At 60.7% G+C, this 15,301-nt stretch carries 12 protein-coding genes; 8 read left to right on the top strand and 4 right to left on the bottom strand.

The annotated features are described in order from the left end of the window. The first annotated feature begins 4 nt into the window (after positions 1–4). The 3 genes from PLU72_04090 to PLU72_04080 all read left to right on the top strand — a co-directional run bounded on the left by PLU72_04090 (position 5) and on the right by PLU72_04080 (position 3,104). Positions 5–655, top strand: coding sequence for a hypothetical protein (locus tag PLU72_04090; protein ID HOT27347.1), 651 nt, complete (start codon positions 5–7; stop codon positions 653–655). Between the two features lie 183 nt (positions 656–838). Beyond that, positions 839–1,912: a hypothetical protein gene (locus PLU72_04085; protein ID HOT27346.1), complete on the top strand. Its 1,074-nt coding sequence runs from the start codon at positions 839–841 to the stop codon at positions 1,910–1,912. Positions 1,913–2,135: 223 nt separating this feature from the next. Beyond that, the gene (locus tag PLU72_04080) at positions 2,136–3,104 is read left to right on the top strand and encodes a hypothetical protein (GenBank protein ID HOT27345.1); all 969 of its coding nucleotides are present in this window, start codon (positions 2,136–2,138) and stop codon (positions 3,102–3,104) included. Between the two features lie 230 nt (positions 3,105–3,334). Here the strand turns inward: PLU72_04080 and PLU72_04075 are convergent, their stop codons facing one another. After that, positions 3,335–4,636 carry an Nramp family divalent metal transporter gene (locus tag PLU72_04075; GenBank protein HOT27344.1) on the bottom strand — a complete coding sequence of 434 codons (1,302 nt, stop codon included), beginning with the start codon at positions 4,634–4,636 and terminating at the stop codon, positions 3,335–3,337. 10 nt (positions 4,637–4,646) lie between these two features. Continuing rightward, positions 4,647–5,930 carry a CBS domain-containing protein gene (locus PLU72_04070; GenBank protein HOT27343.1) on the bottom strand — a complete coding sequence of 428 codons (1,284 nt, stop codon included), beginning with the start codon at positions 5,928–5,930 and terminating at the stop codon, positions 4,647–4,649. 212 nt (positions 5,931–6,142) lie between these two features. Here PLU72_04070 and PLU72_04065 point away from each other — a divergent pair, with 212 nt between their 5' ends. Continuing rightward, positions 6,143–7,444: an aminotransferase class I/II-fold pyridoxal phosphate-dependent enzyme gene (locus PLU72_04065; protein ID HOT27342.1), complete on the top strand. Its 1,302-nt coding sequence runs from the start codon at positions 6,143–6,145 to the stop codon at positions 7,442–7,444. Between the two features lie 229 nt (positions 7,445–7,673). Here the strand turns inward: PLU72_04065 and PLU72_04060 are convergent, their stop codons facing one another. Together PLU72_04060 and PLU72_04055 are read right to left on the bottom strand one after the other, a co-directional pair. Beyond that, complete coding sequence (locus tag PLU72_04060) at positions 7,674–8,423, bottom strand: hypothetical protein (GenBank protein ID HOT27341.1); 750 nt, start codon at positions 8,421–8,423, stop codon at positions 7,674–7,676. A gap of 117 nt (positions 8,424–8,540) precedes the next feature. Continuing rightward, positions 8,541–9,923, bottom strand: coding sequence for a hypothetical protein (locus PLU72_04055; protein ID HOT27340.1), 1,383 nt, complete (start codon positions 9,921–9,923; stop codon positions 8,541–8,543). Positions 9,924–10,076: 153 nt separating this feature from the next. Between PLU72_04055 and PLU72_04050 the strand changes: the two genes are divergently transcribed. The 4 genes from PLU72_04050 (at position 10,077) to PLU72_04035 (ending at position 15,296) form a co-directional block, all read left to right on the top strand. Further along, the gene (locus PLU72_04050) at positions 10,077–12,032 is read left to right on the top strand and encodes a PQQ-binding-like beta-propeller repeat protein (GenBank protein HOT27339.1); all 1,956 of its coding nucleotides are present in this window, start codon (positions 10,077–10,079) and stop codon (positions 12,030–12,032) included. Continuing rightward, on the top strand, positions 12,032–12,526 hold the full coding sequence (locus PLU72_04045; protein ID HOT27338.1) for a GNAT family N-acetyltransferase: 495 nt from the start codon (positions 12,032–12,034) through the stop codon (positions 12,524–12,526). The genes PLU72_04050 and PLU72_04045 overlap by 1 nt, the downstream gene beginning before the upstream one ends. Continuing rightward, positions 12,523–13,437 carry a CsgG/HfaB family protein gene (locus tag PLU72_04040; GenBank protein HOT27337.1) on the top strand — a complete coding sequence of 305 codons (915 nt, stop codon included), beginning with the start codon at positions 12,523–12,525 and terminating at the stop codon, positions 13,435–13,437. Before PLU72_04045 ends, PLU72_04040 begins: the two co-directional genes overlap by 4 nt. Positions 13,438–13,553: 116 nt before the next feature. After that, positions 13,554–15,296: a hypothetical protein gene (locus PLU72_04035; protein ID HOT27336.1), complete on the top strand. Its 1,743-nt coding sequence runs from the start codon at positions 13,554–13,556 to the stop codon at positions 15,294–15,296. Positions 15,297–15,301 lie beyond the last annotated feature (5 nt).

The following is a 15,301-nucleotide window of genomic DNA, read 5'->3' as shown; positions in this document are numbered from 1 at the left end:
GGCGATGTTCGAAAGAATCAGGGTGTTCGATTTCGGGACGGTGGCTATCACCTGGATCATCGTATTTTTCCTGGTGTTTCTGGGCTGGATCATCGCCGGCCAGATTCTGCGGCCGCTGCTCTTCCCGACGGCGAAAGAGGCGATGGATCCTGCGTATGCGTCTTCCTATCGCCTCGTTCCGACGCTTGTCTGCGTCGCGATCCTGTACGGGCCTTTCCTGATCGGTCTCTGGTGGTCCTGGAACAAACCGGTCGTGCTGATGATCGAACGCGACGGGGAATGGGTCCTTCGGAATTCCTTATACGTGCCGCTCCTGCGAGTTCCGCCCGAGCAGCCCCGGCAGCTCGAAGCCTGTTTCCAGCGGGAGCTTCATGAAGACTCGCTCCGCGATTATTATTACGCCGGCGATCTTCGCATTCTCATCCCTTCGCAGCCGGGAATCTCCATTCGCACCACGTGCGACGAGCAGCCCGACGGGGAACCCGATTTTTTCGCGAAGTTCGGCTACGGAACCGACACCGTCCTGCTCGAGGGGCCGCACGGCGGGAGGGCGACTCTTCTCCATACCTGGAGCGCTTCCGGCCCCGTTTTTCTCGCGGAACAATCACCCGCCGAATCGGATTCAGCCTCCCTGAAATCGAGTCCTGCAGAATGAAGCCACCCGTTCGCCCTGAGCCTGTCGAAGGGCGAACGGCCTCTCGTGCTTCGACAGGCTCAGCACGAACGGGAACGAGAAAATCGTGTCATGCAGGGATCGCCACCCTCCCTGGTGGGGTACTCCGGGATAGGCGGATTCCGGGTATAATGAGGAAAAACTCATTGAAGGGGCATTGCACGCATGCGTCTGAATCGAGTGTCGGTTCTGGCTCTCATCGTTCTCTGGTGCGGATTCTCACCGGTTTCGGCGGGCGAGTTCAAGGACTGGCTGAAACGTTCGAACGGCGAGCATTATCAGCAGAGCGGGCTCCAGATGGTCGATCCACGGGGTGACGCCTATCTCATCCGCAAACTCGACCAGATTCCCTGGAAACTGCTGAAAACCCTCGTCGGCGGCTCGTATCCACAGGCCGAGATCGAGAAGGAGCGGGAGCTCGAGGCGATCGAGACGGCCCAGAAAACCGGGCAGGCGGAAGACCCGCTCAAGATCGGCCGGACGAAACCGATTCACATTCCCCGGCTGATCAATGCCATACACCGGGTCATCCTCGAAGAGTATCCGGCCATCACGCCGGTCATGGGCGAAGAGCACAAATGGTCGTCCGAAGCCCATCGATATCTGTGGTACGGATTCTGGCACCGTGTCGGCCGGTTCATCATCGGCAAGCAGAAAGAGTTTCCAACCCTTCTGTTCATGCGCTCGAAGATCTTTCTTCTGCTTGCCTGCGGCTGGACATCGCGGTATGCCGTCACGGGGCAGGAACCCGCCCTCGAGCGGTGGATCATGAACCAGCCCGACCGGAGCATTCAGCTGCACGAACTGTTCCGCGAAAGCTATCTGCTGAACAAGGGAAACATGTATCTCACGATGCTCACCGCGGAAAACGTGCTCGCGAGCGACCCCTACCGTATCGACCGCGGGGATTCGCCGCTTCAGCAGAAGCTCGCCTATATCCGGCACGATTCTCAGCCGCTGGGTGACAACTACGGCGCCTGGTATCACTTCTTCGGCATCGGGATGTACGGCCTGATCCGGGCTCCGTTCGTCGCCCGCGCCGTCGCCGAGATCGAGAGCTTCGGCTCCCTGTTTCTCGAAGGCAAGGACAAGCAGGAAGATTATATCAACCGCTATGGCGCGATCTTCGGCCGCCAGCTCAACCGCCTGATCGAAAAGGAACTCTGGAAACAGCCGCTTCCGAAAGATGCCCGGTATGACTACATGCTTCCGCTGACGGACAAGAGCTTCAAAAAATAGATCCCTGTTTTCTTCCCCGTTGTTCCGGAAAACCCGCCGAGCAGAATGAATCGGCGGGTTTTCTTCATCCGGCGGTTCCGGGATAGGGGCTTGTACGGTTCGGCGGAAGCTGGTAAACTTTCACCGACCCCGAATCGCCCGATGTGACGCAGGAGGTACCCGACCGATGAAACGTGCGCTGTGCGCCCTGATATGCCTGTTGCCTTTGCTGGCCGGATGCGGTATGAGCAGCACTTCGAACAGCGGCTCTGCCACAACCACGACACTTTACGGCCAGCTGCAGCCGCCGGCTCTCAACGCGACGGCGCTGGTGGGCGGCTCCTCCCGCGCTTCGGCCGTGAAGGCCCAGTCGGGTTACAATACGGAGCTTCTGAAGGACTTTGCCGAGAAAGGCACCTGCAAGGTGAATGGAAAGGCCGTTTCCTTCAGCCTGAACACGGGCGACAGCTCGTTCAAGGTCACGGGGCTCGAGCCCTTTGGCGCCTATGAAATCCGCTTCGACCTGGCCAGCCTCTCGTTGCGCGCGACAAAACCATACACCGGCACCCAGATGAACATGGGAACCGTCAACCTTACCTCCACGGCAAAATCGCTCATCTACGAGGCGTATAACGCGAAAATCAGCCAGATTCAGGACTATGACATTCTGGATGAGTTCTGCGCTTCGCTTGCGACCAAACTCGCCGTGTGGCTGGCCGATGCCGGCATGACGCCTGCCACGTTCGAAGAGGGGGTGGAGGATGCGCTCGCCGACATTACGAGCCAGCATACGCTGGACAAGATTTCCCGCTTCACAGGCAACGACATGTCGGGAACCTGGACCGGTCAGGGAACGCTGTATACGAAGACGCTCGACGGAACGACGGTAGGTCACCGGGCGACCGTCAATCTGACCCTTCATGTCGAACGCAGTACGGACAAGTTGACGGGCTATGTCAACGTCGAAGTCGTTTCGAGCACGAAGGTGAACGACAATGGAATGATCCCCGTCAGCGGAAAGCGCGATTTTACCGCGACGGTCGACAAGGAAGGCGAGTTTTCGTTCGAGGCTGTCAATTCGTCCCGGACACCGGTTGAACGTTGGAAATTCGTTCTCGATGCCACCGATGCGCTGGTTTGCACGGTCGTAAGCCTGCATCCGCAGGGATACCAGTCCGGTGCCGACAACCTGCCGAAATTGCGCCAGCAGTAATACTCGTCTCATATGTTAGGCGACAACTATCGTGTATGAAACATATCGTATGCGATCTGACATGATGCAGCTGGTCGCCTTGAGCTTGTCGAAGGGCGAGAGCTGTCGTGCTTCGACAAGCTCAGCACGAACGGCATCGAGTGTGCGAGTATACGGGATGAGTGTCGTGTTCCTTTTGCGACGAGTAGGAACTCCGTTGCCGCACGTATGTGAGCCGGTGTAGGGGGCCCCTACAGGAAGAACTCCTTGAGGGTGGCGCTCAGCAGGACGAGATCGATCGCTGTAAGAATATAAAAGCTGGCCCACGAGATGCGGCTGAGCCAGGGCGGGTTCGCGTATTCTCCGAGCAGGGAGCGGTCGTCGCCGAGTTTGACGAGAAAATACAGGAAGGGCGGCAGGATCAGGCCCTGCGCCACTTGCGACACGCGCATGACGGCCAGATACAGGAAGCTGATGCCGGGAATCAGCACGATCGCGGCGCCGGTGACGAGGAGGGACGAGAAGATCCAGTAGAACCAGGGGGCCTCGTCGTAGGTCTTGTTCATGCCGCGTTCCCAGCCCATGCCCTCGCAGATCGCGAACGCCGTCGAGAGCGGCAGGATCGCGGCGCCGAACAATGACGCATTGAAGAGACCGAGGGCGAACAGGTAGCCGGCGTACGCGCCTGCGAGCGGAACGAGGGCTTTTCCGATGTCGTCGATGCCGGTGACCGCGGGGGCTCCCGGCGTGAAGTGGAGTGTGACGGCGCAGGCGACGATGATGAAGAACGAGATGACATCGGTCGTCACACATCCGAGTCCGACTTCCCATTTCGCGTCGTCGTAATCCTTGAGCGTGATCCCTTTCTCGATCAGGGTCGACTGGAGGTAGAACTGCATCCAGGGCGTGATGGTGGTGCCGATGACGCCGATCATCGTGAAGAAATACCCGGCGTCGAACCGGAATTTCGGGGTGACGAGAGCGGTCATCGCGCTTCCCCAGTCGGGCTTCGCGAGATAGGCCGAGATCGGGTAGGCGAGATAGAACACGATCGAGATGAGAAAGAACTTCTCGATCTTCTTGTAGTCGTACTCTGTGATCAGTTTCCAGATGCCGAAGGTGAGCAGGGGGATCAGCAGGTATTTGAGCCAGGTGAAGACTTCCGGATACCCCGTCGCGGTGCCGCAAATATCTATAGAGCTTGCTATTCCAGCGAATTCGCTGATGACCGTGCCGTAGTTCGCCATCAGCACGGTCAAAAGCATCCAGAACGTGACCTTCACCCCGAATCGCTCCCGAAGAAGATCGGCGAGCCCCTGGCCCGTCGCGGCCCCGAGCCGGGCGCTCATCTCCATCGTGATGATCAGCAGGACGGTGATGGGCAACAGCGTCCAGAGCAGGTCGAACCCGTACAACGCTCCGGCGAGCGAGTAGGTGGCGATGCCGCCCGAATCGTTGTCGACCGTCGCCGTGATCAGGCCGGGGCCAAGAACGGCGAGAATGGCTAGCAGACGGCGTCTGGCGCGGGCAAAGGCGAGAAAGCGCTGCGGCATCGTCCGGTCCTCAGCTCGTCAGCGCTCGCCGCTTCCACATACGCGGCATATTGTCGAGCAGCAGTTCGATCACGTCGTCGATGGTGACGACGCCGATCATCCCTCCGTCCTCGTCGAGAACGGGAAGCGCGAGCAGATCGTATTTGGAGATGAGCGCCGCGACCTCTTCCTGGGGCGTGTCGGGCGAGACGAAAATCAGCTTGTCGTTCATGATATCGACGACTTTTGCGGACGGATTGGCCACGAGCAGGTCGCGGATCGAGACGACGCCCAGCAGCTTGTCGTTCTTGTTCACGACGTACAGGTAGTAGATGATCTCGAGGTCGACCGCCATCAGCCTCAGATGCTTGAACGCCTCATCGACGGAAAACTCCTCGAAGATGGTGGCGAAGCCGACGCTCATGAGGCCGCCCGCCGTGTTCTCGGGGTGCTTCAGCAGTTCCCGTACATCGTTCGCCTCTTCGGCATCCATGTGCGAGAGAATCTCGGCGGCCTTGTCCTCCTCGAGGTCCTGGAGGATGTCGACGGCTTCGTCGGGCTCCATCTCCTCGAGAATGTCGGATGCCCGTTCGGTGGGCATCTCGGCGATGATCTGGGCCTGGGTTTCGGCTTCCGCCTCGGCCAGCGTTTCGGCGGCCGTTTCGGTGTCGAGCCCTTTCAGCAGGGAGAGGCCTTCCTGGACGCTGAGGTCGTCGAGAATGTCGGCGAGGTCGGCGGGATGGAGCTCGCGGATTTTTTGCGAGGGAACGGCGAGCTTCAGATGCGTGAAATTCGTCGGTACGCTTTCGACGATGTCCCAGCCGATGATTTCATTCTTCAGGGGGCCCGAGAACCGTTCGATCAGGGGGCACAGAAACTTTTCGAAGCCGAGACGGCGCAGCAGGCCGCGAAAGCCGACGTCGACGCCCAGCAGGCGGAGTTCCCCTTTGACTTCGGCGATCTGCAGGTCGTTCACCCGCACGACGCGCGCGTCCGATGTGTCGACGATCTGCTTGTCCCAGATGTTGCGGACGAGCACCGAGTCGGGGACGTCGGAAAGCAGAGGCAGATCCGATACCGGTTGGGCGAGTTCGAGCGAGCCGGGGGCGAACCGGGCGAACTGGTCGCGTCGCACGAGGCGGCGGTCGCCGGCATCGCATTCGATGACGATATGGGAGAGGCGAGGATACTTCTCGCCGAGGAGAAGGGTGAAATCGACGACGCGGGCCGGGACGGCGCCTTCCGCGGAACGGATGTCGGCTCCGATCAGATCGGCGAGGAAATACTTCGTTTCCTTCTCCCGGCCGTTGGGCATCAGCTCACTCCATGAACAGATATTTCCCGGACTTGATCATGATGTGCATCATACGTCTCCAACCTGCTTTTTTCCACCGTTTTCTGTACTTTTTTTCTTGCCCAGAACCGCCCGAAACTCGGGGCGTTCCGATGGGCGCCGTTGACCGGGACGGCCGATGCGGGTAAACTGGACTGTACAGAATGTCCAGAAGGAAGGAAAGGAGCATTTCCATGTCGATGCATCCCTGGTATGACAGTTGGCTCGAGCGGAAAAACAAGTATGCGCGCACGGACGAGCCGTTCCTTTCGGCCGACCAGTTCGCATCTATAGCGGTTGGAATAGGTCTGCCCAATATCGTCCAGAAGTCGACGTTCAGCTTCCGGAACGTCAAGGACGGCGCCGAACGGTTCCTCGGCGAGTCGAAGAGCGGCGAGAAGCCGTTCGCCCGCATCTACACCCGTCTTGGCAACCCGACGACCGAATACCTCGAGAAAGTCCTGTTCCGACTCGACTGCCAGCACCTGATCGATGCCGCGCTGGCCGCGGACGAACGAAAGCCCACGATTGCCTCCCTGGTCTGCGCTTCGGGCATGGGTGCCATCGCCTGCACGACGTTCGCGCTCGTGAAAAGCGGCTCAGAGATCATTTCGGGAAGCGTCTACGGCTGCACCGACAGCTTTTTCCGGTCGCTCGAGAAGTTCGGAGTGAAGACGCATTTCGTCGATACCAGCGACGTGAAAAAGGTCGAAGAGGCCCTTGCTCGGAGCCCGAACGCGGCGATGGTGTATTTGGAATCGCCCGACAACCCGACCCTGAACGTATCGGATATCCGGGCTATCTCGAAACTTGCGGAAGCTCGCCGTATACCGTTTGTCGTCGACAACACGTTCGCAACGCCCTATCTGCAGCAGCCGTTCAGGCTCGGCGCAGATATCGTCATCCAGAGCCTGACGAAATATGTGAATGGCCACTCGACGTCGGTGGCAGGCGTGGTGATCGGGCCCTGGTCGTTCATGGGCGAGTATCTGTTCCCGGTTTACAAGGATCACGGCCCGACGCCGAGTCCCTTCGACTCCTGGCTGAATTCTCAGGGACTTCAGACGCTCGCCGTGCGCATGGAGCAAATCTGCGACAGTGCAGACGAGCTTGCCCGTCGCCTCGAGGCCCATCCGCGCGTTGCGCGCGTCTGGTTCCCGGGGCTGGCGTCGCATCCGCAGCACGAACTGGCGAAACGACAGATGCGCAGAGCGGGCGGCATGATCGCCTTCGAGCTCAAGGACGGTTTCGAACCGGCCCAGAAGCTGATGAACTATTTTGCTGGATATACTACTCCCATGGAACTGGCCGTCAGTCTCGGCAGTGCGATCAGCTACATCCAGCACCCGGCATCGATGACCCACTCCGGTATCCCCGAGGCCGACCGCCTCGCGCGCGGGATCACGCAGGGGCTCGTCCGCTGGTCCGTCGGCCTCGAGGGTGTCGAGACGCTGTGGGCGGCGATGGATGAAGGCCTGAAGCTTGCCTATGCATGATGACGCTTTGCCTGACGTCGCTGACGCTCAGGTTCATGGGAGAGGCAAAGTGAGAACCCCCCGTTCGCCCTGAACGTATCGAAGCTTGTCCTGAGCCTGTCGAAGGGGGCGAGAGTCCGTTCGTGCTTCGACAGGCTCAGCACGAACGGAAACGGTGAGGTTTGAGAAGGTCCGATAGACACGAGCGGGGCCGAAGAATTCTTCGGCCCCGCTCGTGTTTGATGTCTGATTATTTGCGAAGAAGCTGCTGGAGACCGTTTTTGGCAGCGTCCATGACCTGCTTGGCCTTCCGGACGACTTCGGAGCCCTGGGCTTTCTCGACGGCTTCGCGATAGGCCTTCGAAGCCTGTTCATACTTTTCCTGGGCTTCGCGGATCAGGTTCGCCTTGGTGTCTTTCGCCTTGTCGGTGACGATGTCCACCTTTTCCTTCACGGTGTTCACGACCTTCTGCATCCCGTTGTTCAGGTCGCTCTTCACCTCGCCAACCTGGGAAGACACGGACATCGAAGGCGCCTGTGCAGCCTGTGCCTGGTTGAGAAGAACGCCGCCCGTCACTTCGCGGTCGGCCTTTTTCAGCAGGCTGAAAGCCAATTTCCCGACCAGCCCGCCAAGCAGGAAGCCGCCGACCATGCCGATGGCGCTCGGCCCGAGGGCGATGGCGCCGGCCACGCCAGCCGCTATCGCGGCGAGGTTGGACAGGCTCGCGCTTCCGTAATCGGCGATCATCCCGCCGACGATCCAGCCGGCAACGCCGCCCACGATCGTGCCGAGGGGAGGAACGATCGCCGAGGCCATCGTGGCGCCGGCAATGGCGCCGCCGACGTGGCCGGCGATCTTCACGACCGGCCTGACGAACGACCAGACCTTGGACAGCACTCCGGCATTCGCCGGAGCCGGCATGACGAACAGCGAACAGACGAACGACAGGACGACCAGAAGATGAATCGACGTATGACGCCGTAAGGCGATGCTGTTCATAAGACACCTCGCTTCGCACATGATTTCAAAAAGACGAATGTACAAATTATAAGAATCGGCTGGGGGGGTGGCAAGATGCTGACTGGAAGAAAGGTACGGAAATCAACCGTGTGATCGTCAGCGCTTGTTTGCCGCATTCATGAGCATGAGGAGGGTGGCCTGCTTTTTCGGAAAGAAGATGCGCTGGGCCCGCTTCTGCCCCATTTCCTCATACGGCGAACCGTCGGGAAAGAGGAGAAGGGTGACGTTGACGGGGCTACGCACGGGCGCGTCGGCAGCCAGTTTGGCAGAAAAGGACTTGAAATCGCCGATGGGCTGTTCCGCCGGCGGAATGCGGATGATTTCCGTTTCCGACAAGCCTGGGGGAAGGGGGGCGTCGAACGTGACCGCGCCGAGGGCCGGCGCTTTGAGGCCCATCCAGACGCCGTTCACCACCTGAATTCTCAATTGAATCGGTGCGGTGGCAAAGGCTGGGTCGGAAACGGGCGGCGGGGGCGTGACTCCCTGGCTCTCGAGCCAGTCGTTCCAGGTAAGCCCGAGATCCGTCAGATACAGGTCGGCGAGAACATACGCCCCGTCCCTGAGGATCTCGCGTCCGTTCGTGTCGCGCTGGAGAATGAACTCGCACGGCTGCGAGGCGAGCGCGGCGCAGGCCTCGGGTTTCAGGGGGGCGCTCGAGGGCGGTGCGGGAAGCCTGATGGCGGTGCAACGGCCTTCGATGATGCAGTCTGACGCCGTGCCGTCCGACAGGAGGCGGCCCATGCGGCCGCCGGCCCATCGAACCGGATCGACGCTGATTACCTCCGCCTTGAAGGGGCGAGTCTTGATCTCCCGGAGCTTGCGGTCGAGTTCCTTCTTCATCTTCCGGACTTCTGGCGGCAGGTACCCTTGCGGCAACAGGTGCGCGATCGACATCATCCCCCCTCCGCCGCCGCTTCCCGCCGTGCCAGCGCCGGCCTTCGCGACGCCCGGTGCTTTCTGTGCGCCTCCCTGGCCGTCCTTCAGCGCGGCCGACATCTCGAGAAGGCCTTGCGACTGAACCTCCTGGACGTAGGCGCGGTCCTCGAACGGCGGCTGGCGGCTGACCTTGAACTTGTAGCCCCATGACCGCAGCGTGGCGAAGTAGCTCATCTTGAGGGTTTTGAGATAGATGTCCGAGGCGAACAGGACGTTTCCCGACCTGATCGGCTTGTTCAATTCATCGTGATAGATATGGAATACGACGTCCTGCTTCTGGATACCCGCTTTCAGCCGTTGTTTGAACTCCTCGCGGTCGAGTTCGGACGTAAACTCGATCCGCGGAAGGCAGACGACCTCGGGTTTTCCATTGATCTCGCCTTGGATCAGGGTCGTCGTCATGTTCATCAGCCAGGTTCCGTTGACGGTCGATATCCGGTATTCGATCCCGGCATCGGTCTGACAGGCAGGGAAAAGCAATAACACGCAATATATAAAAGCGGTCAGCGGCGATCTGCCCGGTTTGAGGCTGCTGAAAGGCATGTTCGACGTCTCCTCTGTCGATTGAGTGATCCGCGAGTGCGCGGTCTTTAGTATAGCATGGAGCCGGGTGCGTTCCGCACTCCCCTCTTGCTCCCGGCAATGAACAGGGATACACTGAAGCGAAATGGATTCTCGGATGATACGGAGTCGGCGATGATCGGTACGACGGGGCGGGCTGGCTACCAGGAACTGTGGCAGAAACAGCTCGGCATGATCCGCATGATGCAGGCCACGAGCGAGCGCAAGGCCCTCGCGGCCCTGACCGTATCGGGGCATGTCGTCATGCTCGACCACGCCGGGCAGGAGATGTGGCGCACCTTCGTCGGGGCCGCCATGCGCACGATCAGCCTGGCCGATACGCTCGACGTCCTCGCGGTCGATGACAGCGGCAATTCCCTGCTGATCGACGCCAGGGGCCAGATCCAGTGGAAGAAGCGTCCGGCGCCGGCGGTATACGGGCTCATCAGCTCCGACGGGCACTACATCGTCCTCGTGACGCGCGAGCCGACCGTCGTTCTGGCTGACCGGCAAGGCCGCATACGCTGGACCTACCGGAATCTTCTCAAGGTTCCGGCCGCTCTCGACATCTCGGCGAGCGGGCTGACCGTCGCGTTCGCCTGTCGCGACGAACGCGGCGAGGGACTTCAGGCCGTGGCGATAGACGGTCGGCATTACGACGCATTCATGGGCCTCGACCCGATCCAGGATCTCGCCGTCAGCGCCGACGGACAGGTCACCGTCGCGCTCGACCGCGGCAAGGGTATTTTCTGCATCAACTGCGTGAAGAGCTTCGGTATCTGGAAAGGGAAGTTGAATGCGGATTTCTCCGGCGTCTCCTACGCCGACCAGACGAAACAGACGCTCCTCTATTCCCGGGAAGGCCTTCTGACCATTCTCAACGCCGAAGGCCAGCCCGCCTGGGAACACCGGTTTCCCGAGCCTCTGATCCGCGCCCGGCTGACGAGCGACGGCCAGACGATCTGGTATGCGACGCCCGAAGGCCGGGTCGGATGTCTTGTATCGACGGCTTCCCGCGACTTCAGCCGCCTCGAGTTCCTCGACGTGGAGCCCCCTCCGGCTGACGGGGCAAGCGTTCCCGCGTTCAGGAAAATCTGGCAGATCGATCTTGCCGGGGGAGCCGGGGCGTCCCGGAAGCCCTTCGTCCGCACCTGGCTCGGCGCCGACCAGATCGAGTATGCCCTGGTGTGGGACGGCCGCGATACCCTTCACTGCCGGAACGACGTCGGGGATGAAATCTGGACCGCGCGTCTCCCCGCGGGAGACGTCGCGGATATCGCCGTTTCAGCCGTCGCGGATCTCGCCATCGCGGTCGGAAAGAACGGCGTCGTCGGCTTTCGGAGCGACGGAAGCGAGGCCTGCCGCTTTTTCGGAAACTTCCGCGCGGCCCACCTGTTCGCATCCGGAGCCCTTCTGCTTCTCGACGAGAAAGGGACGGTTCACTACCACCGGCATCCCGGACAACCCGTAAAGACCATCGAGTGCGGGGAGACGGTCGCCGCCCTCCTTGGTTCCGAGCATTACGCGAGGCTTGTCGGGAAGAGTCGGGTTGCATGCGTCGATCCCGAAGGAAATATTGTTCACGATATTGAACTTCCCGCCGAGCCGATGTTCCATCGGATGGATGCATCCGGAAAAGAGCTTGTCGCGGGTCTCCGGAGCGGAGACGTGCTGGTGATCGGCGAAAAGGCCGACATCCTTCGCCGGGCGAGCGTCGAGGGCGGGGCAAAGCAGGTCGTCATCCACAAAACCGAGGACGCAATGTTCATCGGCGGCGCCGCCGGCGACGGAGTCACGATCCTCCGGAGCGGCGACGGAACGCGGATACGCCTTCCCCTGACCGGCGGCGTTTCCGGCATGTGCCTCAACAGGCAGGGGGCCGTGATTGCCACGGGAATCGACGAATTGATTCTCGTCGCGCCCGACGGGCGGGTGCTGGCAAGAACGACGTTCCCCGACAGGATCCTCCAGGTGCTCCCCTGCCGGATCGATGGAAGCGTCTACGTTCTCGGCGAGAGCGGGTTCGGAAAATACTCGCCCGGAGCCGAAGGTCGGGACACGCCTTCCGCGATCGGTTTCCTGGAAGTCTGATGGCGCCCACGGCATCTCCGCCTGTTGTCGATGTTGACCGGCTCCGGCCCGATGACCGAGCCGGGGTGGAGGGCGTCGCGGCGCTCGAGCGGGAGGCGTTCCCGGACGATGCCCAGACGGCGCCCAATCTCGCCCTGATGGCACGGGCCGGCGAAATATGGGTCGCCCGTCGCCCTGACGACGGCATCGTCGGCGAGGCGATCGTCATCGGCGGAGTGGGGGAACCGCGGGCGTTTCTTTTCAGTCTCGCCGTGACGCGCTCGTGGCGGCGCCGGGGTATCGGTTTCATGCTGATGCATGCGGTTCTGGAGTCGTTGACGGCCAGAGGAGTGAGAAGCCTCGAACTGACGGTGGATCCGGAAAACCGTCCTGCGCTGGGGTTGTATCTCTCGAGGCTCGGATGCGAGAGCGTGGAGTTCCTTTCGGATCATTTCGGGCCGGGGCGTCACCGGCAGTTGTTGCGGAAAATTCTCGGAGCCGGGGGGGCTGAATGAGGTCGTGTCGTCGAATTGCGCGTATGGTTCTCCTGATGGTCGGAATCTTTCTCGTGGTCGGGGCCCGGGTCGAGGCCCGACCGCGGATCGCCGTCCTTCCGTTCGCGAACCCGTCTGGATTCGATTCCAGCTATCCGATCGGGTCGGGGCTCGCTCAAATGCTGAAACAGCGGCTGATGCAGGCCGGAAAGGTGCTCGTCGTCGAACGGGAAGAACTGAAGGCGATGAAGGACGAGCTCAACCTCGCGCAGGACGGCTTCTTCGACGTCTCGACGATCCAGGCCAAGGGCGGGTTCCAGGGCGCCGATTACATCCTGCGAGGCAAGGTGATGGATTTCGGCCATTTCCAGCGGGACACCGGACTCGGGACCCTAGGCAAGCTCGCCGGCGGCTTCATGCACACGAAGGTCACGGCATACGTTCGCCTCAGCGTCGAAGTGATCGATCTGAAGAACGGCCGGCTCGTGTTTTCCGACAATGCCGAAGCCCGTCACGACAAGACCGGAGCGGTTCTTCTCGCCGGCGACCTGAAAAAGGCCCTCGGTGCGGCTCTGAAACTCGGCTCCTCCGAGTTCGACGCGTCGATGATCGGCCAGGCCACGAGAAAGGCGCTCGATCGGGTGATGTCGCGCCTGAACGGCCTGTTTCGGCTGGAGGCCCGGGTGCAGGCGGTCAGCCCGGAGGGCATCGTCATCGACATGGGAACCTCGAGCGGCCTCTCGGAGGGCCGGGAAGGCGTCTTGTATGGGGTGACGGAGATCCGTAACCGCGCAGGCGTGGTTGTCTGGTGTTCGAAGAAAGAGCTCGGGACCGTCCGCGTCACGGACGTGCAGCCCGACGGCTCGATGGCGACGGTTCCGCCGGGCGTCACGGCATCGGAAGGGGATATCGTTTCCTTCGAGGCCCGGTGAGCGTTTCCTGAAAGAATCTTTCAGCGGCATTTCCTCGCTCGTATTGCGGGGGGCGGGCTACGATTGGTAGAATAGAGTGTACGGGACTTACTCATGCCCCGTCAGGAGGTAGTGCCATGATCCGTCGACCGGTGCGCCGCTCAGGGCTTGCATTGTTTTTTACGATCGCGACGATCGTCGTGATCAGCATTATCGTCTACGGCATGATCCATTTCATGCGGGGCGAGGTCCATCTGACTGAGAATTACGTGGACAGCACCTGCGCCCTGCTGTTGGCCGAGGCCGGCGTTGAGGAGGCCCTGTTCACGATCAAGAGCCGGATGAACGACCCCGAAAACGCTTTCTACAAGCTGATCGCCAAGAGCGAGGAGGGGAGCGTCGACATCGACATGTCCCGCCTCGAAGGGAAGGATTCTGCCGTCCCTCCGCTGATCCGCGACGGAAAGATCAAGACGCGCGTCACCTGGAAGCGCAATCCTGACGCCTCGAAGGAACTCGAGGCGAAGGGCCTTCCGCCCGACGTCCTCCGGAGCGGCCTCATCGTGATCAACTCCCGCGGCACCTACCACCGCACCAGCCGCCAGATCGAAGTGAAGAAGACGTGCAACGCCATGCTGGTTCAGTCGCCGTTTCCCGGAAACTCGGTCGGGATGATCGCCCCCGAACACGGTCTGTATCTGAACAAGACTCACCAGGATTCCTTCAAGATCCTTCCCTTCGACTTCTGGGATCCATGGGGATTCACCGTGAAGGGCGGCAAGGTGTTCATGCGCGACGGCGCCCGGGTCGATCTTCCCAAGTGGTTGATGCTGACCGACCTTCGCAAGGATCTCGACAACCCCTGGCTCGACATGGGCATCGGCTGGACGGGCTGGAACGGCGGCGCGAACTTCGCCGGCGCCGACTCGATCGAGTATCAGAACGACGCGGTGACGCGACAGTATTATAAGTGGATGGGCCTGTTCCACTGGCCCTGGTGGTCGAAAGTGAATAATGAGGCCTATAATTCGAACACGAAAAAAGTCCAGGCTTACGAGACGAGCAAGATCAACCTGTACGACGAGGACGTGTACCGTCGTCTGTCGAACAGGATGGTCGACCCCGAGAAGACGCCGAGCCAGGCGAAATACTTCACCGATGTGAATTTCCGCGAGGCGTTCGGCCGCAACGAGGTGACCTACCGGAAGGTGGTTCCCCTCTACGGCTGGGGCGACTGGCGGAATGTGCCGAACAAGATCACGCGGTTTCTCGGCAATCCGACGCGTGCGCACGACACGTCGCACGCCGTCGAGATCAATGGTCTGACATATATAAAGGGCGATGTATATATAGAGGGATGGATGAAGGGCAAAGGCCTGCTCGTCGTCGAGGGGAACGTCTACGTCGGCGGCGACATCCTGACCATGACCGACGACGACGGCAGCAAGTCGGCGCTCGGCATCATCGCCATCCGCGACAAGGAGCGCGATACCTCGACCGAGAATCCGACGACCGGCAAGATCGTCTACAAGCCCCATCACGACAGCGACTGGTCGCGGCTTGGCGTCACGCATCCCTTCGTCAACGTGAGCCCGCGATGGGAAGGCTGCTTTCATGCCGCCGGCGGGTTCGAACTGGACACCGAGTCGAAGATGCAGAAGATGATCAACCTGCACGTGGTCGGGAACCTTTCGACCGATTATTTCGACCGGCGCAAGATGCCGAACGACATCAAGGTCACCTATTACAACTGGCAGGAAATCCTTTCCCAGTCGAGTTACGACTACATGGTCGACAAGCCGGTTCGATACGGAACGAAATATAATATGGCCGTCATGAAAGAGTTGATCGGCTGGAAAGAAGTGGAAGCGACCTTATAACCGGG

The sequence above is a fragment of the Candidatus Ozemobacteraceae bacterium genome, assembly GCA_035373905.1.
Taxonomy (GTDB): Bacteria; Muiribacteriota; Ozemobacteria; order Ozemobacterales; family Ozemobacteraceae; genus MWAR01.
Note: the sequence above shows the minus strand (reverse complement) of the source record. Positions and strands in the feature narration are given on the sequence as shown.